We start from the raw sequence: 21,081 nt of genomic DNA, 5'->3' as shown, positions 1-21,081 counted from the left end.
TCACCGTAGGGAAGCTTGCGGAAAGCCCCATGAACGAGATCGACCCCGCGCGCCGCTTTTCACCAGAGGCGGTGCGTAAATTCGACGGCCCGGCCGCAGGCGACACGCCTGGCGGCATGAACGATGTCGCCCGCCAGGTCGCTTCGCAGTACAGGCGCGATACCATGTCGCCGATCATGGTCAGCGGCGTGCTGCGCATGGTCGAATTCGGCTTGCTGCTGGTGTCCGGGCTCGGCATCTATTTCTACTATGTCGGGTTCTTCAACTATCTCGCCTGGCAATACCCGCTGACGATCGCCGCTTCGTCGTTCCTTGCCGTGGTGCTGCTCGACGTCACCGACTGCTACCAGATCGTGGCCCTCATGCGGCCCATCGCCAATTTCGGCCGCGTGCTGCTGGTCTGGGCCGGCACTTTCGCCCTCATGGCGCTGATGGCGTTCGTCATGAAGATGTCGGAAGACTATTCGCGCCTTTTGTTCGGCACCTGGTTCGTCATCGGCTTCGTTCTCCTCTTCGGCCTCAGGCTGGTGATGTCGAAGCTGATCCGGCGCTGGGCGCGCGATGGCCGCATGGAACGGCGCGCCGTCATCGTCGGCGGTGGCAAGGCGGCTGAAATGCTGATCCGCTCGGTCGAAAAGCAGCCCTACAACGACATCCGCATCTGCGGCATCTTCGACGATCGCGGCGACAAGCGCTCACCGCCCATCGTCGCCGGCTATCCCAAGCTCGGCACCATTTCGGAGCTGATCGAGTTCGCCCGCATCGCCCGCATCGACATGCTGATCGTATCGCTGCCGCTCACCGCCGAATCGCGCGTGCTGCAGCTGTTGAAGAAGCTGTGGGTGTTGCCGGTCGACATCCGGCTGTCGGCGCATTCCAACGCGCTGCAGTTTCGCCCGCGCGCCTATTCCTACATCGGCTCGGTGCCGATGCTCGATATCTTCGACAGGCCGATCAACGACTGGGATTCGGTCGCCAAGCGCGCCTTCGACATCGTCTTCAGCCTGATCGGCATCGTCGTGTTCTCGCCGGTGATGCTGGCGACCGCCATTGCCATCAAGCTCGATAGCAAGGGGCCGGTGCTGTTCCACCAGAAGCGGCACGGCTTCAACAACGAGATCATCGAGGTCTACAAGTTCCGTTCGATGTATACGGACAAGGCCGACCCGACCGCCAAGCAGACGGTGACCAAGAACGACCCGCGCGTCACCCGCGTCGGCCGCTTCATCCGCAAGACCTCGATCGACGAGCTGCCGCAGTTCTTCAACTCGCTGCTGGGTTCGCTGTCGCTGGTCGGCCCGCGCCCGCACGCCATCGCCGCGCAGTCGCACAACCTTCTCTACAACGAAGTGGTCGACGGCTATTTCGCACGCCACAAGGTCAAGCCCGGCGTCACCGGCTGGGCGCAGATTAATGGCTGGCGCGGCGAGATGGACACCAACGAGAAGATCCGCATGCGGACGGAGTACGACCTCTATTACATCGAGAACTGGTCGCTGCTGTTCGACTTGCGGATCCTGTTCCTGACACCGGCCCGACTGCTGAACACGGAAAACGCCTATTGAGCGCGATTTCCCATGAGCTGCCGCAGGCCGCGGTCAACGCCAAGCTGATCGCGCTGATTTCCTCAGCCGCGGTGTTCGTCGGCATATTCCTGTCCGGCTTCGTCATCAGCGAACCGGCGCCTTATGAACTCTACATGGCCGGGCTGATCGCCATCTGGGCTCTCTTTGGCCTCAGGCTGTCGCGCGCGGCAATGCCCCTGCTGGTGCTGCTGGTGACGATGAACATCGGTGGCATGATGGCGATGACGCAGATGGCGGATCTTGCCAACACGCCTCTCTATCTCGCCGTCTCGCTGTTTCTCGCCTTCACCGCGGTGTTCTTCGCCTCGGTGACCGCGGTGCAACCCAGCCTCTACCGGCTGATCTTCTTCGCCTATGTCGTGTCGGCGGTGATAACCTCGCTGCTTGGCATAGCGGGCTATTTCCACGCCTTTCCGGGCGCCGAGATGTTCACCAAATACGACCGTGCCGCCGGTGCCTTCCAGGACCCGAATGTGTTCGGCCCGTTCCTGGTGCTGCCCGGCATCTATCTGCTCTATCTGCTTTTGACCGGACCGGTCACGCGCATGCCGCTGCTAGCGGTGCCGCTGCTGATCATCACCGCCGGTATCTTCTTTTCCTTCTCGCGCGGCGCCTGGGGCATGTTCGCCGTTTCTGCTGTCCTGCTCACCGGCTGCCTGTTCCTGCAGAGCGCCAGCGGCATGTTCCGGCTGCGCGTGGTGGTGATGACGATCGCGGCGCTATCGCTGCTGGTCGTCGCCATGATCGTCATCCTGCAGCTGCCCGGCGTGTCGGAGATGTTTTCCAACCGCGCCCATCTCGAACAGAGTTACGACACCGCCCGCCTCGGCCGCTTCGCCCGCTACGCGATCGGCTTCCAGATGGCGCTCGAGCATCCGTTCGGCATCGGCCCGCTGGTCTTCGGCACGATTTTTGGCGAAGACACCCACGACATCTGGCTGAAGATGCTGATGGACTATGGCTGGCTGGGCTTCGTGTCGTTCCTGACGCTCGTCGCCTGGACCATAGCAGCCGGATTCCGCATCCTGCTGCGCGACCGGCCATGGCAGCCCTATTTGTTGTGCGCCTATGTCGCCTTCATCGGTAATATCGGGCTCGGCACCTTCATCGACATCGACCACTGGCGCCACGTCTACCTGCTGCTCGGCCTGATCTGGGGTGCCATCGCGCTTGAATACAGGCACCAGCGGCTGTTGCGGCCGGACCCGGTTCAAGCCCAAGGTAGAAGGCGAGCTGTGGAAGGCGGTTGGTTTGCGAGCGTCAAGGATCTTGAGCGCTCGTGAGTTCCTGTATTTTCTCCAGGAGGTTTTTGACCAGCAGCTGGTAGACCTGCGTGAGTTCCCCTGGCGACAATTCGACTCTGATGTCGTACTGCCCGGAATAATTCACCTGCAGATTTACTGTCCCGAACAGCGTCGTTGCGCCATCGCGTATGTCGGTCGCCACGATCATGTTTTGCAATGACTGGTCGAGCAGAATGACGCCGGGTTCACCGGGGTGATTGTGTCTTGTCGTCCTGATCTTCACGTCAACCTCCTTTTCTGACCTTTCAAGAAAAGCGCAGAGTCAGCCGAGATTACCGCAGTTCCCTGTTCGATGCTGTGACGGTGCGCTTGGTATCGGGGATGGCAGACGGGGACTTTAATAATTAAAATTCGCGGGTTTGGGCGGCTCTCTGTCGTCGTGGTTCAAAATCGAGGCGATCCGCCTAAGGTTGGACATCGCCTCATCGATCAGTCGCCAGGATGGCTGTCCTTGTGCCGCGTCTCTAGCGCTCGCCAGATCGCCCCTGACGATCTGCATTATCTCATGGGCGGCTTCTTTCTTGTCCATACGACCGTTCCTGCGAGACAATGAAGGCAGTCTTGACTGCTATCATGTCACGACGTCAGGCGGGCCCACAACGGAACTATGTGGCTGCCGCCGGTTGCTCCCGCGGCGGGCACAATAGAAGGGATCCGCATTTCGGGTTTCTTGGTGGTTGAGCAGACCGGATTCGGAAATCGATTGAGCGCCCACCATATCTTTTCGATGTCGGAGTCGCCTTGACCCTCTTCCCAAGGTGTCCAGCCCTTGCCCGGTCGCGCAGTCAGTTCGCTATCGCGCATCAGAGAGCCGCCCGACCTACGCTGGATTAGGGAGCTTCCGTCTCAACACTTGAACAACCTTGCCGTAGATCTGCCCTTCCAGAGCGGTGAGCGAAGTGGCCGATTTAGGCGGCCGGCGCTCCTACCTAGAAAACTCCGTTCCCGGATTGTCATTATCCGCTCGCAGCGACACTGCCGCGAGGAAGGAGGGCACAGACCGTTTTGATTTTGCGCGCGCCCTCTTCAAGCGTGTTTCCGTGTACTCTACGAATAAGACGCTCTTGCTAAACATCAAGTTGAAATCTTCGCCCTTAAAACCGCGACTTAGGGTGGCGTAGACTCCGGATAAAGCGGACGGTGGCACGTTCACCTTTTCCATGGGGATCTTTGATTTCCAACTCATCGAGCAGCCAAGCGAGATGGCCTTGTAAATACTTGTTTTCTCCTTTTTCCAAGTTACAAGTTGGCAATCCTATTTCAGAGATCCTCTTCATCCGCAGGCGTCGACCATAAACCGCGGCCACATCGACCGCGGTAGATGCAGATGATTCTGCGCGACGCCTATTCCCTCCAGCGCGTCCCAGCGTGCCGCTTCTTCCTATCGGGTGGGCCGAACTCACGCTCTGCCCAGATAGGCCGCTCCGGGGGCACGAAGCCGCGGTGGAATTCCACCGTGTAATCGAGAACATCATTGCCAATGCGACGCCAAGTTTCCTCTGCCAAATCGCGCGGCACCTCGCGGCGGTTCTCAACAATTCCAGCCTCTACGAGATCCTCAAAGAAGTCGTAGCCGCTCAGGCGTCCATGCGACGTTGCTCGTCCTGCTTGTTCATGGCCAGCCTGGCGCGTAGGGCAGCACGCTCTTCTTTCGTATTGCAGTGAAACGGTTCCCCGCTGCTTTCGCGGCACAGCAAGCGTGGTCTGCTGATGAATGATGAGTTGGTCATGGGTGGTCATCCCATCTGGAGAAACCGGCCAGGCCGGTAGTGTCGACCGCGATGGGCGGCCGGTAGAAAATCATGGTGCAGCGCAACAAAGATATTGCGTTGCACGCAAACTTCCGTAAGCTGGCTCTAATATGCAGCAGCATCGGCCGGGGGCGGTAGCCACGGCTCTTCAGTTACTTGGGAGAGCCGTGGTGGCTACCTGGGCCGCTTTGTCCTGTATCTGCTTGTTGTCATTCGTCGGTTTTGTTACCCAGACGGATTTTTCAGCTATTTTTGGAAGGTAGGACTTTGGGGGTAAGTCCTTGTTTTTTAAATGGTCGGAGTGGCCGGATTCGAACCGACGACCCCTTGACCCCCAGTCAAGTGCGCTACCGGGCTGCGCTACACTCCGGACCGGTCGCGATGTATCGTGATAACCCCGCCCGGGTCAACCGAAATTCGGCAGCGATCGCGCCGATGCGATCGCGGGGGCCGGCGAGCCCCCAAACTAGGCTTGGCAGACATCGACCCATTCGGCGCCGGTGAGATCGACCATACGCTGCGGGCCGAGCCGCACGGCGGCGTTGGTGGCGCCGGCGGCGGGCACGACCTCGTCGAATTCGCGCAGCGATACATCGCAGTAGACCGGCAGCGGCGCCGGCAGGCCGAACGGGCAGACACCGCCGACCGGGTGGCTGGTTGCTTCGACAACCTCCGCGGCGTCGAGCATGCGCGGCTTGCCGCCGAACTGGTCCTTGCACTTGCGGTTGTCCAGCCTGGCGATGCCGCTGGTCACCACCAGCATGGTGCGATCGCCGACGCGCAGGCAGATCGTCTTGGCGATCTGCGCCGGCAGCACGCCATGCGCCTCCGCCGCCAGCGCCACCGTAGCCGAGCTCGCTTCGGTCACGATGACATCGATGTCGGGCGCGTGAGCGGCGAAGAAGGCACGAACGGATTCCAGGCTCATATCGAAAACCCATAGTTCAGGACTGATGGACAGCGGACTGAGCTGCCGCGCGTATAAACACGTGCCACATACAATTCGACAAGCCCCGGCTCCGGCAGGGCGGCCGCCGCACCACAAAAACAAACCCGCCAAGGCTATTCCTTGGCGGGTTGTCGGGCATGCCTGTCGTTGAACTATGCCAGGGATCGACCTTGCGCGGCCGGCGTGTGCACAGCCGAAGCGATCAAAGCGTCCTGGGGAAGTCGAAGCGCGGACACAATACGACGCAGCTTCGACGGATCGGTCACCTTACCGCTCTCGATATCCTCAATCTCGTCGGCAGCCAGACCGCATGTCAGGGAAAGCTTTTCCACACTGTAGCCGCGGGTCTCCCGCATCGCTCTGAGGGTGCTGTAATCCGGCCCGATCTCATTGGCTACCGATTCGGAGAGGGCTTCGCTTTTTGCAGTGTTGGGCATTGGCAACTCCGTAAGCTGAAAGAGTTTGATCAAATGACGAAGTTGCCTGAGACGACCGGGAACATGCCCGCTCGCCAGCGATTTGCCAAGTACCAATCTGACCGTCACGCTATCGTGAAGCAGGCGCCTTGCGCGGCCGGATCGCGCACACGTCGCGATCAAGTTGTTTTGACCGTGCAATCGCGCTTTGTCCGGCAGTTTCGACGCGCCCGTTCGTTATTCCCTGAGTCGCTGGCCTGAAAACCATCCGGTTCCAGCCAGCCGTTCCCGGAAGGATTTCTATAATGAACTTGAAGACAATCATCGTCGTGCTCGGCACGATTTCCAGCCTTTCCGCTGCCGGTGTCGGCGGTGCCCAAGCGGCGGACACGCTGCGCGTGCGCGGCACTGTGGCTAGTTTCGAGCCATCGCTGCTGACCGTGAAAACCCGCCAGGGTGATACCTCCGCCATCAAGCTCAATGCCGGCTGGAAGATATCAGGCATCGCCAGCGCATCCGTGAAGGACATCAAGCAAGGCGATTTCCTCGGCATCGCCTCCGTATCGAAAGCCGATGGCGGCAGCGGCGCGCTGGAAGTTGTGGTCTTTCCGGCAGCCTTGAAAGGCACTGGCGAGGGCGACCGCCCCTGGGACCTGCAGCCCAACAGCCGCATGACCAACGGCACCGTGGCCGACGTCACCGACATAAACGGCCGAGCCGTCACGCTGACCTATGACAATGGGCAGACGAAGAAGATTTCGATACCCGACACCACACCTGTCGTGACCTTCGCGCCGGCCACGCCGACCGACCTCAAGCCAGGTGCGACGGTCGTCGTCACGGCTGAGCGAGCGGCTGACGGCACGCTGAGTTCCGGCCGCGTGGTGGTCGGAAACAATGGCGTGGCCCCGCCAATGTAGGCAAAACAGGCGGGAAAGCATGGCCTTTCGGCCTTGGCGATGATGATGGTGGAAGCCCGATTTGCTTAGAAACAGTCGAGAAACAAAATTCTACAGCCGGGAAATAACGAGGAAAAAATTCAGGAGCGTAATCCCATTCGCGGCGATCGGGTCATCGACTCGATCGACTTGCTAAAAAAGGAAAACGACCCATGAAGACGTCCCTCCTCTCGGCCCTCGGGCTTGCGGTTGCACTTGCTTTCACGGTGCCGGTGATCGGCGCGACGAGTGCGGATGCCGCTCCGGCCACGATGGCACAGCATCATCACCACCATCATCATCCCTACCATCCTGTCCATCACCGCCATCACTACCATCACCACTACCATCATCATCACCACGACATGAAGAAGGCCTAGGCATACCAGACTGCCAACGAGAAGACCGGCCTTGGCTGTTCAAGGCTGGTCTTCTCGTGGCAATGCGATACGATTCAGCGCTTGCTGAACAGCAGACTGGCAATGAGACCGACCATGACAAGGCCGACCGCGACGGCCGCGGTCGGATGGTCGCGCGCCGATTTCTCGACGACCCTGCCTTGCTTGCGTATGGCCGGCATCGCATCCCGCAGACGCCCTGCAAGATCGGCATAGGTGTCGAGCGCGGCATCGCGACCGTCTTCGTAATAGGCGCCGCCGCGTCTGGACACCGCCTTCTTCAGGCTGGCCAATTCCCTGGTGAGAGCCGCGACCTGCTTGTCGAGGTCGATGTCCGAGAGGGTCGAATATGATGCCATGACGTTTTTCCTTCAATTGCAGAAGGAAACGTAACGCCTCACGCCAAGGCGGGTTCCGGTTTTCGACCGGCCGACATTGCTCAGTTGGCGGTCAGCGCACCTGATCGAGCAGTCGCTTGCATTCCAGGAGGTCGAACAGCGCTTCCTGCAGCAGGGCGCGATTGTCGCGCGAGAGTTTCGACGCGTCCGGCTGAACCGGACCGTCCTCGTCGCTCTTGCCCAGGCCGAAAAAGCGGCGGCTGGGTTTGACGCGCGGCTGGCCAACCAGTTCGTCATCCATGCCGCGCGGCTGGGCCGCGGGCGTCAACGGCACTTGATCGGCCTGCCGGCGCTGCGAGATCGCCTCGACGGCGGCCATGTCGCCATTGCCGATGGCGACCAGGAAATGATTGCCGTTCTCGCGCAGCAGCTTCTGCACGCCCTTGATGGTGTAGCCCTGGTCGTAGAGCATATGGCGGATGCCCTTGATCAGTTCGACATCCTGCGGCCGGTAGTAACGGCGGCCGCCACCGCGCTTCATCGGCTTGATCTGGTTGAAACGCGTTTCCCAGAAGCGCAGCACATGCTGCGGCAGGTCGAGATCTTCGGCGACCTCGCTGATGGTACGAAAGGCGTCGGGGCTCTTGTCCATGGGCGAATCCTCACGCTGGACGATGATCCGGCTTACCTGCCGAATCGGGCCTCATTTCAGCGGTTTGTGAAACAATATTCAAGCCCGGCGTCATGGCGCGGCGCCGTTTTCAACCGCTGAGCCGAGCGAGGCTACTTACTGCCCTTGGCCTTGCCGCTTTGATGGGACCGCAAGATACGGCTCTTCAGTACGTTCGACGACTTGAAGGTCATCACCCGGCGCGGCAGGATCGGCACCTCTTCGCCAGTCTTGGGATTGCGGCCGATGCGCTCGTTCTTGGACCGGACGTGGAATGTCGCGAAGGACGACAGCTTCACCGTCTCGCCACGGACGATCGCTTCGCAGATCTCGTCCAGCACCGCTTCGACAAGTTCGGCCGATTCAGTGCGCGATAAGCCGACCTTCCGGTAAACAGCCTCGGCAAGGTCGGCGCGCGTAAGTGTCTTTCCCCCCATGCGACCGTCCCATCAGCTCAAAACATTAAATTCGGCACAACAACGGCAGAGCCTAAGTAATTGATCCGGCAAGGTCAAGGACCGAAACCGGACCGTTCGGCACTTACCAGCGAACCAGAACAGCACCCCAGGTGAAGCCGCCCCCCATGGCCTCCAGAAGCACGAGATCGCCCTTCTTGATGCGGCCGTCGGCGACGGCCACCGACAGCGCCAGCGGCACGGAAGCAGCCGAGGTGTTACCGTGCAAATCGACCGTCACCACCACCTTTTGCTCAGCTATCCCGAGCTTCTTGGCGGAAGCGTCAATAATTCGTTTATTGGCCTGATGCGGCACGAACCAGTCGAGATCATCGGCCGATATGCCGGCCTGCGAGAACGTCGCCTCGATGACGTCGGTGATCATCCCGACCGCATGCTTGAAGACTTCGCGGCCCTCCATCCTGAGATGGCCGACCGTGCCCGTGGTCGATGGCCCGCCATCGACAAAGAGCTTCTCCTTGTGGGTGCCGTCGGAGCGCAGGCTGGCCGCCAGGACGCCACGATCGGCGATCCCGCCAGTCCCCTCGCCGGCCTCCAGGATCACGGCACCGGCGCCGTCACCGAACAGCACGCAGGTCGAGCGGTCGCTCCAGTCGAGGATGCGCGAGAACGTTTCCGAGCCGATCACCAGGACGCGCCTGGCCAGGCCGCCACGGATGTAGAGATCGGCGGTGGTCACCGCATAGACGAAGCCGGAGCAGACCGCCTGCATGTCGAAAGCAAAACCGTGATGCATGCCGAGCCGGTTCTGGATCTCGACGGCGGTGGCCGGAAAAGTGTTGTTGGGCGTCGAGGTCGCCAGCACGATCACATCGATGTCGGCGGGCGTCAGCCCGGCATCGGAAAGTGCCGCACGCGCCGCCGCTTCACCCAGCGAAGCCGTTGTCTCGTCATCACCGGCGATATGGCGCTGGCGGATGCCGGTGCGCTGGGCGATCCATTCGTCGGAGGTTTCCACCATGCCTTCGAAATCGGCATTCTTCATAATTCGGCGGGGCAGCGCGGCGCCCGTGCCGCGCACGACTGATCTGATCAAAGTTCTTTCCTATTCCTTTGCGTCGATAACGACGTCGGATTTCCTAGATGTCTGAGTATGCGGATTGCGCGCATGAAACAGGTCCAGATCCGCCTCGATGCGGTCGAGCAGATTGTTGCGAACCATATCGTAGGCCAATTCGATCGCCGCGGCGAAACCATCCGAATCGGCTCCGCCGTGGCTCTTCACAACGATCCCGTTCAATCCCAGGAAAACGCCACCATTCGAGCGCCCGACATCCATCTTTTCACGCAAGCGGTTGAAAGCGCCCTTGGCGAAGACGTAGCCGATCCTGGCCATCAGGGTGCGGCTCATCGCGGCGCGCAGATAGCCCGCTATCTGCCGCGCCGTTCCTTCGGCCGTCTTCAGGGCGATATTGCCGGCGAAGCCCTCCGTCACCACAACGTCGACCGTACCCTTGCCGATATCGTCGCCTTCGACAAAGCCATGATAATTCATCGAGGCCATGTTGGCCTCGCGCAGCATGCGCCCCGCTTCCTTGACCTCTTCCTGGCCCTTGATCTCCTCGACCCCGACATTGAGCAGGCCAACCGTCGGTCGCGTGATGCCGAAGACAGAGCGCGCCATACCGGTGCCGAGAATGGCGAAATCAATAAGCTGATGGGCGTCGGCACCGATGGTGGCGCCGACGTCGAGCACCACGCTTTCGCCACGTGTCGTCGGCCAGAGCGCTGCAATCGCCGGCCGTTCGATGGTGGCCATGGTGCGCAGGCAGAATTTCGACATCGCCATCAGCGCACCGGTATTGCCGGCAGAGACACAGGCGTCCGCCGACGCTGCCTTGACCGCCTCGACAGCCTTCCACATCGACGACTTCCAGCGGCCGTGACGCAGCGCCTGGCTAGGCTTGTCGTCCATCCTGACGGCGATCTCGCAGTGGAAGAATTCACTGATTTCGGCCAGCTTCGGGAATTTGGCCAGTTCAGGGCGCACCACCTCTTCACGTCCGAAGATGACGAAGCGGATGTCGGGACGGCGGGTCGCGACCGTCATGAGCGCCGGAATGACCACGGCTGGTCCGTGATCGCCGCCCATGGCATCGATGGAAATCCTGATCACGCGGTATTCATCTCACGGTTAGGCGGCAGGTCGCTTTAGTGGTCGCGAAGGTTCGGCGAAAATAGCGGTTTTGGGCTGCCGCACAACCGACTTTTCCGTCGCGGGCATGGTTTTCAGGATTTTCCCAGCAAGGATCGCAGTTTTTGCTGAAATTCATTCTCTGCCGGTTCGCTCTCGCCGCCGGCATCCAGAGACGCGCCCTGCTTACGCGGATATGGGTCGATCGCCAGTCCGAAGAACTGCTCGGCGAGCGCCCCGACATCGATCGTGTCGCCAGAAAATGTTTCGGGAGCGTCCGGTCCGTCCGCGTCGAGCAGGATCTCGCCGCCGTCATCGAAACCCTGCCGTCCGAGCTTGGAGTCCTCGGGCAGCAACAGCGCTTCGACCGGCTCGTCGATATGTGCTTCGACAGGATCGAGCGTGACGATGCAGGCCTGGGTGATGTCGGCTTCGACGCGACCGCTGACCTTCACGCCATTGCGCTTCCATGACGTCACCAGAAGCTCGGCGCGATAGGCTTCGACCGAAAGCAGCCCGTGCTCCTCGGCCAGCGCCGCGCGCTGCGCGGCGTCAGCCTCGATCACCACCGGCAACCCCTTCTGCGGCAGACGGGCGATGTTCGCGCGGAACGATACCGGGCTTTGCGGGTCAATGTGTTTCATCGATCAACCTCCGTTGGCGACGGGAAACGCCACCGTGCCGGAGACTATCGATTCGGATGGCTGGGTGGCCAGCTGATCGCGGGCGTCGGTGACATAATTGGCCAGCAGCGACGCTTCCGGCCAGGCGCCGGTGTCGGGCCGGACATTGCGGGCAAGGGCCGCGGTGAGCCCGTCATGGTCGTTTCTTTCCAGGGCATCGTCATAGGCGGCGGTTCGGCCATAGAACATCTTTGCCAGCTTTTTCATGCGTTTGGGCACGCCGACATCGCCAATGCCCAATTCCCGCAGCGAATGATCGACATCGAGGAAGAACTCGTCGATCAGCACCTGCGCAACCTCTTGCGCCACGCCGTCCTCGCGGCGCAACCGGTGCTGGAACAGGAACATGTGCAGCGACACCATCTCGAAGCGGCCAAGCGGCGTATCGGGCACATTCCAATGGGAATAAAGCACAGTCTGCCGCGCCGCCGCCACGATTTGTGCGTAGAGCGCCTCGGTGATAGCGCGGTTGGCATGGCGTTCGCGGCCAAAAAAGCGCTGGAACATTGGGGATGGTCTCCCGGGGACCGTTTGTTGAAGTGGCCTTGTTGCATCGGCCTGCAAGCTGGTTTACCGGTTTTGCGGCCCAGCGCAAGTTGCGGCCAGCTAATGGAGTTGTTGTTGCGCGCGCTGAATTTCAAGTCGACCTTCTCGTCCCGGCCCGCCGGTGCGATCTCGCTACTGGTGATTGTTTCGGCGCTGTCCGCCTGCCACACCTCCAAGATGATCGGTGACCTCAGCCCGAGCGAAACCCTCACCCAGGGTTATGTGATCGATCAGCAGGCGATCGACCTGGTTCCGGTCGGCTCGAGCCGCGAGCAGGTGCTTCTGGCGCTCGGCACGCCGTCGACGACGGCGACCTTCGACAACGAGGCCTTCTATTACATTTCGCAGACGCGCAAGCGCTACGTCGCCTTCGACAAGCCGCACCTCATTGACCAGCATGTGCTGGCGGTCTATTTCGGCCCCGACAGTCGCGTCACCCAGATCGCCAATTACGGCTTGAAGGACGGCAAGGTGTTCGACTTCATCTCGCGCACCACGCCGACCGGCGGCAAGGACCAGAACTTCCTCAGCCAGATCATCAACGGCGCCAGCAAGCTGGCCCCCGGCATCCCGGGCGGCGGCACTCCCTGATCTCAGACCTGCCTTCCCTCGAGGAGAGCAGCACCATCTCAGGCGACCAAAAACCCGCGGGAGCGATCCTGCGGGTTTTTGTTATGGAAGATCAGTGGGCAAGGCTCGCAGCGAGGCCTCGCCAAAGGGACGAACTGAAGGGCGGCCGGTCATCGACGCAACAAAAAACCCGCGGGGATCGCTCCCCGCGGGTTTTGTCTTGGGGCCAATGGCTCAGCCGTGCGCGAGCACGGCCAGCAGCAGCAACGCGACGATGTTGGTGATCTTGATTGCCGGGTTGACGGCCGGACCGGCGGTGTCCTTGTAGGGATCGCCGACCGTGTCACCGGTCACCGAAGCCTTGTGCGCTTCGGAACCCTTGAGGTGCTTGACGCCGTCCTTGTCGACAAAGCCGTCTTCGAACGACTTCTTGGCGTTGTCCCAGGCGCCGCCGCCGGAGGTCATCGAGATGGCGACGAAGAGGCCGTTGACGATGACGCCGAGCAGCGAGGCGCCGAGGGCGGCAAAGGCGGACGCCTTCGAGCCCGAGATCAGCAGCACGCCGAAATAGACGACGAGCGGCGCCAGCACCGGCAGCAGCGACGGGATGATCATCTCGCGGATCGCCGCCTTGGTCAGCAGATCGACAGCGCGAGCGTAGTTCGGCTTCGACGTACCGGCCATGATGCCCGGGTCCTCGCGGAACTGCCTGCGCACCTCCTCGACGATGGCGCCGGCCGCACGGCCCACGGCCGTCATGGCGATGCCGCCGAACAGATACGGGATCAGGCCGCCGAAGATCAGGCCGGCAACGACGTAGGGGTTGGAGAGATCGAAGGAGATCTCGCCCATGCCCTGGAAGTACGGATACTTGTCGCCATTGGCGGCAAAGAACTTTAGGTCGTTCGAGTAGGCGGCAAACAGCACCAGCGCGCCGAGACCGGCCGAACCGATGGCGTAGCCCTTGGTCACCGCCTTGGTGGTGTTGCCGACCGCGTCGAGAGCGTCGGTGGAGTGGCGCACTTCCTTGGGCAGACCGGCCATTTCAGCAATGCCGCCGGCATTGTCGGTGACCGGGCCGAAGGCGTCGAGCGCAACGATCATGCCGGCGAGGCCGAGCATCGTCGTGACCGCGATCGCCGTGCCGTAGAGGCCGGCGAGCTGATAGGTCGAGATGATGCCGGCGACGATGACGATCGCCGGCAGCGCCGTCGATTCCAGCGAGACTGCAAGGCCCTGGATGACGTTGGTGCCGTGACCGGTCACCGACGCCTGGGCGATGGAGTTGACCGGGCGCTTGTTGGTGCCGGTGTAGTATTCGGTGATCACCACGATCAGACCGGTCACCACGAGGCCGACCAGGCCGCAGATGAACAGGTTCTTGCCGGTGATGGCCATGCCAGCAACCACGCCGATCTCGCCCCAGCCCAGGGTAACCGAGGTGGCGACGCCGAGGCCGACGATGGACAACAGGCCGGTGACGATCAGGCCCTTGTAGAGCGCGCCCATGATCGAGCCGTTCGAACCGAGCTTGACGAAGAAGGTGCCGACGATCGAGGTCAGGATGCAGGCGCCGCAAATGGCAAGCGGATAGAGCATCGCCGCCCCCAGGATGGCGGTGCCGCCGAAGAAGATCGCGCCGAGGACCATGGTGGCGACGACGGTCACCGCATAGGTCTCGAACAGGTCGGCTGCCATGCCGGCGCAGTCGCCGACATTGTCGCCGACATTGTCGGCGATGGTGGCCGGGTTGCGCGGATCGTCTTCGGGAATACCGGCTTCGACCTTGCCGACCAGATCGCCGCCGACGTCGGCGCCCTTGGTGAAGATACCGCCGCCGAGACGGGCGAAGATCGAGATCAGCGAAGCGCCGAAGCCCAGCGAAACCAGCGAGTCGATGACGATGCGGTCATTGGGCTGAAGGCCCATGAAGTGGGTAAGTATGAGGTAGTAGATCGACACGCCGAGCAGCGCCAGGCCAGCGACCAGCATGCCGGTGATGGCGCCCGACTTGAATGCGATGTCGAGACCGGCGGCGAGGCTGTTGGAGGCCGCCTGCGCGGTACGCACATTGGCTCGCACCGAAACGTGCATGCCGATGAAGCCGGCGGCGCCCGACAGGACGGCGCCGATCAGGAAGCCAACCGCGGCGGTGATGGAAAGCAGCCACCAGGCGAGTATGAGCACGACGACGCCGACGAGGGCGATCGTGGTGTACTGGCGCGCCAGATAGGCCTGCGCGCCCTCGCGGATGGCCGCGGAGATTTCCTGCATGCGTGCATTGCCCTGATCGGCCGCGAGAACCGAACGTGTCGCCCAGATGGCGTAGAGGACAGAAAGCAGACCGCAGGCGATGACGGCGGAAATAATTGTCATTGCCGGATTTTCCTCGATTGATGGCCCAAAAGAACCCCTCCCTGGGCCGTTGAGACAAAGACCGGACCCGTGCACGGAATCCGCCTCTTCGCAGCGGTGTATGCGAAACAGGGCTGCGAACGTCAAGATATTGTTCGGTTTTTGCCCGGCTTTCGCCCAAAAGGCATAGGGCCACAAGACCGCGGCCATCGGCATTGTCCTATTAGATCGATTGAAATCGATCTCGACGCGGCACTTGGCTACTCGACTTCGCGGCCCATGCGGCGCGCCGTGTAGCGTTCGACCGCCGAAAGACCGTCATAGATCAGCACGGCAAGGGCTGCCACGATCAGGCCGCCCTGCAGGATGAAGGCGAGGTTGTTGGACAACAGGCCGGCGATGATAACCTCGCCCAGCGTCTTGGCGGCAACGGTCGAGCCGATGGTGGCGGTGGCAAGGCCGATCACCACCGACAGCCTGATGCCGCCAAGGATGATCGGGGCGCTGAGCGGCAGTTCAACCTTGGTGAGCCTTTGCCAACCGGTCATGCCGGCGCCGCGCGCCGCCTCCATGACATTGGCCGGCAATGTCGTCAGGCCGGTCAGCGCATTCTCGAAGATCGGCAGCAGGCCATAGAGAAACAGCGCAATCAGCGTCGGTTTTTCGCCGAAGCCGACCGCCGGCACGGCAAGCGCCAGCACCGCCACCGGCGGAAAGGTCTGGCCGATGTTGACCAGGCTGCGCGACAGCGGCAGGAACTCGGCGCCGGCGGGCCTCGTGACCAGGATGGCCAGTGCGACCGCGACGACGGTCGCAGCCACCGTTGCGATCAGAACGATGCGTAAATGCAGCAAGGTCAGCGTCAGCAAGCTGCCCTGATTGTAGATCACCGGCGCATTGTTCTCAGTCAGCGGCTTCAGCAGCGGCTCGAACCAGCCGGGATTGGTGACAAAGGCAACGAGCAGCACCACCAAAGCCAGCCTGAGCAGCGATGGAAGCCAGGCCTTCATGCCGGCCTCGCCGCGCGCTTGACCAGCCCGTCGACGGTGACTCGGCCAAGCGGCTTGCCGTCGGCGCCTTTGACCGGCAGCGCCGGCCTGCCCGACCACAACAGTTCGGCAAGCGCATCGCGCTGGCTGGCATCGCCCGGGATCGCCTCGCCTTCGGCGGTGCCCTTCTCCACGGCGTCGCGCACGCGGCCGAGCGAAAGCAACCGAAACGGCCTTTCGCTGGCGCCGACCAGGGTCTCGACGAAGGAACTGGCCGGATTTGCCAGGATCTCAGCGGGCTTGGCGTATTGCACAAGCTCGCCGGCATCCATGACGGCGATCTTGTCGCCCATGTGAACGGCCTCTTCCATGTCGTGGGTGACGAGGATGATTGTGGTGCCGAAGCGTTTCTGGATGGCCAGCAGATCTTCCTGCGCCTTGTTGCGGATGATCGGATCGAGCGCGCCGAACGGTTCGTCCATCAACAGCACGTTGGGCTCGGCGGCGAGCGCGCGGGCAACGCCGACGCGCTGCTGCTGGCCGCCGGACAGTTCGTGCGGGTAGCGCGGCCCGAAGGCTTCGGGATCGAGTTGGTAGAGCGTCATCAACTCGTCGACGCGGGCCTTGATGCGGGCCTTGTCCCAGCCGAGCAGCACCGGCACTGTGGCGATATTCTGCGCCACCGTGCGATGCGGAAACAGGCCGTGGCCCTGGATGGCGTAGCCGATGCTGCGGCGCAATTCGTAACCGGGCAGCGAGCGATTGTCCGCGCCGTCGAGTTTGATGACGCCAGCCGTCGGCTCGACCAGCCGGTTGATCATGCGCAGCAGCGTCGTCTTGCCGGAACCCGACGTGCCGACAATGACGCAAACCGTGCGCGGCTCGATGACCATCGAGACGTCATCGACGACCGTTGTCGAATCGTAGCGCTTGGTAATGCCTTCGATCTCGATCATGCCGTTTCAACCCTGCGCTTGGTGGCGGTCATTTCGATCACTGCGTCGAGGATGATGGCGGCGGCGAAGGCGAGTGCGACCGTCGGCACGGCGCCGAGCAGCACCAGATCCATCGCCGTCTGGCCAACCCCCTGGAAAACGAACACGCCGAAACCACCGCCACCGATGAGCGCGGCAATGGTGGCGAGTCCGATGTTCTGCACCAGAACGATGCGGATGCCGGTGAGGATCACCGGAAATGCCAGCGGAAACTCGACGCCGAACAGGCGCTGCCGGTCGGTCATGCCCATGCCGCGCGCCGCGTCGTTGGCGGCGCGCGGCACGCCGGCGAGACCGACCACGGTGTTGGCCACAACCGGCAGCAGCGAATAGAGGAACAGGGCGACGAAAGCCGGTGCCGTGCCGATGCCGCGAATGCCGAGCGCGGCGGCTCCCGGCACGTGCGTGGCGACCCAGCCGAGCGGCGCGATCAGAAGGCCGAACAGCGCGATCGAGGGAATGGTCTGGATGATGTTGAGCACGTTGAGCACGCCGGCGCGCAGCCTTTCGACGCGATGGCAGAGGATGCCGAGCGGCAGGCCGACGATCACAGCCGCGGCCAGCGAGCCGAGCGCCAGCGTCACATGCTTGGAGCCTTCGGCCCAAAAACTGTCGGCGCGGTTGGCGTATTCCTTGAGGATCGACAGATTATCCCAGCTTCCCGAAATCAACAGCAGGCCGATCGCCAAAGCCGCCACGACAAGCACGCCGACCCGTGCCAATGGCGACAGGTTCAGCCGTGTCAGCACATCGGCCAGCAGAAGCGTGAAGGCGAACATCATTATCCAGAAACCGGAAGCAGGCGACACTCTCGCAAGGGTGTTGCCGGCCGGCGTCAGAAATGTTCCGGCGACGCCAATCAGCAGCGCCAGCGCTGCAAGCACCACCACACTGGCGGCAAGGCGCAGGACAAGCGGTGTCCTGAACAGCGCGACAAGTGCGGCGGCGACAATGACGGCGAGCAGCAGCGCCCCAGTCGCCGTCGGCAGCGCCTCGAGAATCGAGCGCGCCTGGCCGGGAACGATGCGGTTGGCGCGGAACGTGGCAAAGGGCGCAGCGAAAGCCGCGTAAGCTGCTATCGCGGCGATGACCACGCCGAGCTTGTCGAACCGGATCTGCACGCCCTCCCCCGTCAGTCGATCCGGCGCGCCACGGATCCGGCGCGCCGGAATCGTCCTACTTCAGGAAGCCGTTCTTTTTCAAAAAGTCCTCGGCCACGCCCTTGACCGGCTCACCGCCGACCTGCACGCGACCGTTCAGCTCTTGCAGCGTGACGAGGTCGAGTTTAGCGAAGACCGGCTTCAGCAGCGTTTCGATCTCGGGATGTTCCTTCAGCACCTTTTCGCGGATGATCGGCGCCGGCTGGTAGACCGGCTGCACGCCCTTGTCGTCCTCGAGCACGACCAGGCCGGACGGTGCGATGCCGCCATCGGTGCCGTAGACCATGGCGGCATTCGCCCCGCTGGTCTGATTGGCGGCGGCTGCGATGGTTGCCGCCGTGTCGCCACCGGAGAGCGTGATCAGCTGGTCCGGCTTCAGCGTGAAACCATACGTGGTCTGGAAGGCCGGCAGTGCGGCCGCCGAATTGACGAACTCGGCGGATGCCGCCAGCACCACCTGGCCGCCGCCCGTGACATACTTGCCGAAGTCGGTGAGCGTGGCGAGCTTGTTGGTCTCGGCGACCTCCTTGCGCAGCGCGATCGCCCAGGTGTTGTTGGCAGGCGACGGCGACAGCCAGACGATCTTGTTGGCGTCGTAGTCGAGCTTCTTGGCCGTCTCGTAGGCCTTGGCGGCATCCTTCCAGACCGGGTCGTCGGCCTTCTCGAAGAAGAAGGCGGCGTTGCCGGTGTATTCGGGATAGATGTCGATCTCGCCGGCGGTGATCGCCTTGCGGACCACCGGTGTGCCGCCGAGCTGGATACGGTCAGTGGTCTTGATGTTGTTGGCGTTGAGAACGAGCTGGATGATGTTGCCGAGCACACCGCCCTCGGTGTCGATCTTCGAGGAGACAACGACCTGGGCACTGGCGGAAACCGCCGTGATGCCGAGCGCCAATGCCGCGCTGGCCAGAACCTTGACTGAAAACATTGTGAAATCCCTTGCTGTGAACCGGAATGCGGCGGCCGCATATGAGCATGGCTTCAACGGCCAGTCGGGGCACACGGTTTCATAACATCTGGCACAGACGCAATAATTTTGTTCGGGCGCTGCGTATTCGACCGACACCATGCTGACAGGGCGTGTCAGGCATGCGCCGACCGGGTCAGGCGTCGGCTTTGCGCCGTCCCGTCAGCTTGAGCGCGCCGAGGGCGACGAAGCACAGAACGGTGACAGGGAAGACCATCCAGTTAAGCATGGTCCAGCCCCAGGCGTTGTAAACCATGCCCGACATCAGCGACGCGCAAGCGACAGAGCCGAACAGCACGAAGTCGTGGAAGCCCTGGACCTTGCCCTTTTCCGACGGCCGGTAGCTGGCCGCCACCATCGCGGTGGCGCCGATGAAGCTGAAATTCCAGCCAAGGCCGAGCAGGATCAGCGACGTCCAGAATTGCCAAAGCGCCAGGCCCGACAGAGCGACAGTGGCGCAGCCGATGAGCAGGACCAGCCCGGTGGCGACGATCCGTTCGGCGCCGAAGCGATAGATCAGCGAGCCGGTGAAGAAGCTCGGCGCAAACATCGCCATGACGTGCCATGAAATGCCAAGCGTCGCATCGTCCTCCGACAGGCCGCAACCAACCATCGCCAGCGGCGCGCCAGTCATCACGAAGCTCATCAGCGCATAGCTGCCGACGGCGCAGAACAGCGCCGCGACGAAGCGCGGGTGGGTGACGATTTCGACCAATGGTCTGGCGTCGCTGTCGGCGATCTCCACCTTGCCCGATACCTTCGCCGGCAAGCGCAGGAACGACAGGATGATGGCGCCAACGGCCGCCAGCGGCAGGATGGCGGCGAACGAACCGGCAAACATCACCGGCGCGAACGATTCACGGGTGAAGATGACGATCTGCGGCCCCAGGACGGCGGTGACGATGCCACCGGCCAGCACGAAGGAGATGGCGCGCGCCTTGAACTGCGGCGGCGCGTTGTCGGCGGCGGCAAACCGGAGCTGCTGGACGAAGGCGCCACCGACGCCGATCACCAACAGACCGAAGGCGAACAGCCAGAAACTGCCGTGGAAAAGCGCTGCTGTGGCGACCAGCCCGCCAAGCGCAGTGACGATCGTGCCGGTCATGAAGCCGCCGCGCTGACCCATGCCGCGGATGATGGCCGCTGCCGGCAGCGCGCCGAGCGCCACGCCGATGTTGAAGCCGGTGATCGGCGCCGTTGCCAGCGACTTGTCGGGACCAAGCAGATATTGCCCGGCCAGCCCCCCCATGGAGATGGCGATGGGGGCCGCAGAACCGATGATCGCCTGCGAGGCGGCGAGGATCATAGCGGTGCGCCGCGCATCCTTGCCTGCCTCGACGGCGATTGCCGTCATGATGCGTCCTTGCCCCGCCCCTCGCCACGCACCCGGCGAGACACACGGTCAAGCACAGCATTGACCAACTTCGGCTCGTCTTCCTCGTAGAAAGCCTTGGCGATATCGACATATTCGGAGACGATGACGGCGACGGGAACATCCTCGCGCTTCATCAGCTCGAAGACGCCGGCGCGCAGGATGGCGCGCAGCGTCGAATCGAGTCTCGACAGCGGCCAGTCCTCGGTCAGTGCCTGGCGGATGATCGGATCGACAGTCTTCTGGTTCTCGACGACACCGGCGAGGATGGCGCGAAACCATTGTGCATCGGCTTCACGATAGAGCGCGCCGTCGACTTCCTTGCCGAGGCGAAAGGCCTCGTATTCGGCGGTGATCTCGAAGACGCCGCTGCCGGCGACATCCATCTGATAGAGCGCCTGCACGGCCGCCAGCCGGGCAGCGCCGCGCTTGTTGGCCTGGCGTACCGGTGGTCGGTCGTTGTCTCCGGATTGCGTCACGCCGG

At 62.4% G+C, this 21,081-nt stretch carries 24 protein-coding genes and 1 tRNA gene; 5 read left to right on the top strand and 20 right to left on the bottom strand.

What is annotated here, in order from left to right; translation table 11 throughout:
- The first annotated feature begins 29 nt into the window (after positions 1-29).
- Positions 30-1,565, top strand: a complete 1,536-nt coding sequence (locus AC1D2G_RS29710; protein WP_477418536.1) for an undecaprenyl-phosphate glucose phosphotransferase — start codon at positions 30-32, stop codon at positions 1,563-1,565.
- Positions 1,562-2,869 carry an O-antigen ligase family protein gene (locus AC1D2G_RS29705; protein WP_477418534.1) on the top strand — a complete coding sequence of 436 codons (1,308 nt, stop codon included), beginning with the start codon at positions 1,562-1,564 and terminating at the stop codon, positions 2,867-2,869. Before AC1D2G_RS29710 ends, AC1D2G_RS29705 begins: the two co-directional genes overlap by 4 nt.
- Here the strand turns inward: AC1D2G_RS29705 and AC1D2G_RS29700 are convergent.
- From AC1D2G_RS29700 to AC1D2G_RS29675, 6 genes are all read right to left on the bottom strand, one after another.
- Positions 2,847-3,113: a hypothetical protein gene (locus tag AC1D2G_RS29700; protein WP_477228830.1), complete on the bottom strand. Its 267-nt coding sequence runs from the start codon at positions 3,111-3,113 to the stop codon at positions 2,847-2,849. The two genes, AC1D2G_RS29705 and AC1D2G_RS29700, sit on opposite strands and share 23 nt — an antisense overlap.
- 114 nt (positions 3,114-3,227) lie before the next feature.
- A complete protein-coding gene (locus tag AC1D2G_RS29695) occupies positions 3,228-3,419 on the bottom strand; it encodes a hypothetical protein (protein WP_477418532.1) in 192 nt (63 codons plus the stop codon).
- 815 nt (positions 3,420-4,234) lie between these two features.
- Positions 4,235-4,630, bottom strand: a complete 396-nt coding sequence (locus tag AC1D2G_RS29690) for a hypothetical protein (protein ID WP_477418530.1) — start codon at positions 4,628-4,630, stop codon at positions 4,235-4,237.
- Between the two features lie 304 nt (positions 4,631-4,934).
- Positions 4,935-5,011 (bottom strand) — tRNA-Pro (locus AC1D2G_RS29685).
- 96 nt (positions 5,012-5,107) lie between these two features.
- Positions 5,108-5,569 carry a YbaK/EbsC family protein gene (locus AC1D2G_RS29680; protein ID WP_477418528.1) on the bottom strand — a complete coding sequence of 154 codons (462 nt, stop codon included), beginning with the start codon at positions 5,567-5,569 and terminating at the stop codon, positions 5,108-5,110.
- Positions 5,570-5,742: 173 nt separating this feature from the next.
- A complete protein-coding gene (locus AC1D2G_RS29675) occupies positions 5,743-6,027 on the bottom strand; it encodes a helix-turn-helix domain-containing protein (protein ID WP_095081186.1) in 285 nt (94 codons plus the stop codon).
- 284 nt (positions 6,028-6,311) lie between these two features.
- On the opposite strand from AC1D2G_RS29675, the gene AC1D2G_RS29670 reads away from it, so the two are divergent.
- Both AC1D2G_RS29670 and AC1D2G_RS29665 read left to right on the top strand, forming a co-directional pair.
- Positions 6,312-6,926: a hypothetical protein gene (locus AC1D2G_RS29670; protein WP_477307214.1), complete on the top strand. Its 615-nt coding sequence runs from the start codon at positions 6,312-6,314 to the stop codon at positions 6,924-6,926.
- A 191-nt stretch (positions 6,927-7,117) separates the two neighbouring features.
- Positions 7,118-7,324 (top strand): hypothetical protein, encoded by a 207-nt coding sequence (locus AC1D2G_RS29665; protein ID WP_457153466.1) that lies wholly within the window; start codon positions 7,118-7,120, stop codon positions 7,322-7,324.
- A gap of 74 nt (positions 7,325-7,398) precedes the next feature.
- Here AC1D2G_RS29665 and AC1D2G_RS29660 read toward each other — a convergent pair whose 3' ends face one another.
- The 7 genes from AC1D2G_RS29660 to AC1D2G_RS29630 all read right to left on the bottom strand — a co-directional run bounded on the left by AC1D2G_RS29660 (position 7,399) and on the right by AC1D2G_RS29630 (position 12,150).
- On the bottom strand, positions 7,399-7,701 hold the full coding sequence (locus tag AC1D2G_RS29660; RefSeq protein WP_477418526.1) for a hypothetical protein: 303 nt from the start codon (positions 7,699-7,701) through the stop codon (positions 7,399-7,401).
- A gap of 91 nt (positions 7,702-7,792) precedes the next feature.
- Entirely contained in the window at positions 7,793-8,332 is a 540-nt protein-coding gene (locus AC1D2G_RS29655) for a MerR family transcriptional regulator (protein WP_023810244.1), read from the bottom strand.
- A gap of 131 nt (positions 8,333-8,463) precedes the next feature.
- Positions 8,464-8,787 carry an integration host factor subunit alpha gene (locus AC1D2G_RS29650; RefSeq protein WP_095081181.1) on the bottom strand — a complete coding sequence of 108 codons (324 nt, stop codon included), beginning with the start codon at positions 8,785-8,787 and terminating at the stop codon, positions 8,464-8,466.
- Between the two features lie 103 nt (positions 8,788-8,890).
- Positions 8,891-9,862, bottom strand: a complete 972-nt coding sequence (locus AC1D2G_RS29645; RefSeq protein WP_477418524.1) for a beta-ketoacyl-ACP synthase III — start codon at positions 9,860-9,862, stop codon at positions 8,891-8,893.
- Positions 9,863-9,871: 9 nt separating this feature from the next.
- The gene (gene plsX, locus AC1D2G_RS29640) at positions 9,872-10,942 is read right to left on the bottom strand and encodes a phosphate acyltransferase PlsX (RefSeq protein WP_095081177.1); all 1,071 of its coding nucleotides are present in this window, start codon (positions 10,940-10,942) and stop codon (positions 9,872-9,874) included.
- 113 nt (positions 10,943-11,055) lie between these two features.
- Positions 11,056-11,604 (bottom strand): YceD family protein, encoded by a 549-nt coding sequence (locus tag AC1D2G_RS29635; RefSeq protein WP_095081175.1) that lies wholly within the window; start codon positions 11,602-11,604, stop codon positions 11,056-11,058.
- Between the two features lie 3 nt (positions 11,605-11,607).
- Positions 11,608-12,150, bottom strand: a complete 543-nt coding sequence (locus tag AC1D2G_RS29630; RefSeq protein WP_477418522.1) for a ubiquinol-cytochrome C chaperone family protein — start codon at positions 12,148-12,150, stop codon at positions 11,608-11,610.
- A gap of 114 nt (positions 12,151-12,264) precedes the next feature.
- Between AC1D2G_RS29630 and AC1D2G_RS29625 the strand changes: the two genes are divergently transcribed.
- Positions 12,265-12,780 (top strand): outer membrane protein assembly factor BamE, encoded by a 516-nt coding sequence (locus AC1D2G_RS29625; RefSeq protein ID WP_457152675.1) that lies wholly within the window; start codon positions 12,265-12,267, stop codon positions 12,778-12,780.
- 213 nt (positions 12,781-12,993) lie between these two features.
- Here the strand turns inward: AC1D2G_RS29625 and AC1D2G_RS29620 are convergent, their stop codons facing one another.
- The 7 genes from AC1D2G_RS29620 to nusB all read right to left on the bottom strand — a co-directional run bounded on the left by AC1D2G_RS29620 (position 12,994) and on the right by nusB (position 21,076).
- Positions 12,994-15,135, bottom strand: coding sequence for a sodium-translocating pyrophosphatase (locus tag AC1D2G_RS29620; RefSeq protein ID WP_477418520.1), 2,142 nt, complete (start codon positions 15,133-15,135; stop codon positions 12,994-12,996).
- A gap of 239 nt (positions 15,136-15,374) precedes the next feature.
- Positions 15,375-16,124 (bottom strand): ABC transporter permease, encoded by a 750-nt coding sequence (locus AC1D2G_RS29615; protein ID WP_477418518.1) that lies wholly within the window; start codon positions 16,122-16,124, stop codon positions 15,375-15,377.
- Complete coding sequence (locus tag AC1D2G_RS29610) at positions 16,121-17,059, bottom strand: ABC transporter ATP-binding protein (protein ID WP_477418516.1); 939 nt, start codon at positions 17,057-17,059, stop codon at positions 16,121-16,123. The genes AC1D2G_RS29615 and AC1D2G_RS29610 overlap by 4 nt, the downstream gene beginning before the upstream one ends.
- The gene (locus tag AC1D2G_RS29605; RefSeq protein WP_477418514.1) at positions 17,056-18,219 is read right to left on the bottom strand and encodes an ABC transporter permease; all 1,164 of its coding nucleotides are present in this window, start codon (positions 18,217-18,219) and stop codon (positions 17,056-17,058) included. Before AC1D2G_RS29605 ends, AC1D2G_RS29610 begins: the two co-directional genes overlap by 4 nt.
- A gap of 55 nt (positions 18,220-18,274) precedes the next feature.
- Positions 18,275-19,186 (bottom strand): glycine betaine ABC transporter substrate-binding protein OsmF, encoded by a 912-nt coding sequence (gene osmF / locus AC1D2G_RS29600; RefSeq protein ID WP_457152670.1) that lies wholly within the window; start codon positions 19,184-19,186, stop codon positions 18,275-18,277.
- A 175-nt stretch (positions 19,187-19,361) separates the two neighbouring features.
- Positions 19,362-20,579, bottom strand: a complete 1,218-nt coding sequence (locus tag AC1D2G_RS29595; protein ID WP_477418512.1) for an MFS transporter — start codon at positions 20,577-20,579, stop codon at positions 19,362-19,364.
- Positions 20,576-21,076: a transcription antitermination factor NusB gene (gene nusB, locus AC1D2G_RS29590; protein WP_477418510.1), complete on the bottom strand. Its 501-nt coding sequence runs from the start codon at positions 21,074-21,076 to the stop codon at positions 20,576-20,578. Before nusB ends, AC1D2G_RS29595 begins: the two co-directional genes overlap by 4 nt.
- Between the last annotated feature and the right edge of the window lie 5 nt (positions 21,077-21,081).

The sequence above is a fragment of the Mesorhizobium sp. P2_C7 genome (genome assembly GCF_056404515.1).
The sequence above is the reverse complement of the archived record's forward strand: the minus strand, read 5'-3'. Positions and strand labels throughout refer to the sequence as shown.